The organism is Dyadobacter sp. HNCC25DJ183 (genome assembly GCF_056895175.1).
In genome coordinates, this window is record NZ_JBXHAP010000021.1 from 1 (window position 1) to 581 (window position 581).

1 pseudogene is annotated in these 581 nt (G+C 56.1%); it reads right to left on the minus strand.

The window, feature by feature from the left end:
• Positions 1-581: pseudogene (locus tag AC1XTG_RS25580) on the minus strand (gliding motility-associated C-terminal domain-containing protein); the annotation flags it as partial.

Here is a 581-nt window from a genome sequence, read left to right on the forward strand (position 1 = left end):
GCGCCCTGTTCAAGGCGTACACTGCTGGCTGTTTTTGTCTCATCAAACTTGACGAGCTGCCCGCTCTGCGTGGTCCAGTATTCGAGCTTGTAGTTGTAAGGGTTGACCAGTGTATTAAGCCCCCGGTCAACAAAGATGGTATCTGCGGCGCCTGGCGCCATGTTCACATTAATGGTAGCGGCCAAGGTAAAAGCAGCCCCGCTCTGTCCCACGGCGCGGTAGAGGCGGTACTGTGCCGGCAGCCCGGCAGCAGCAGCTGGTTTAGTCCATTTAACGGTGATCACTCCCCTTGTCTCGCTGGTAGAATCAACAGTTACATTGGTGATGACCGGCATGAGCAAAGGCAGTTTGAGACAGAACTCGTCGGAAGCGACACTTTCCCCTCCGCCTACCAGGCTTCCCGGCTCAGAACCATTGGTGCCCGGCCTTGGGAAAATGACCACCAAACGGTAGCTGTACGAAACGCCCGGCCTGAGCCCTGCGCCATTGTTATTGTCCAGGTAAGTGGTTTGTGTGACCGGCACGCGGGCTACTTCCTCATAACCTGATCCTGCGGGTATACCCGTGATACAAACGTCCTC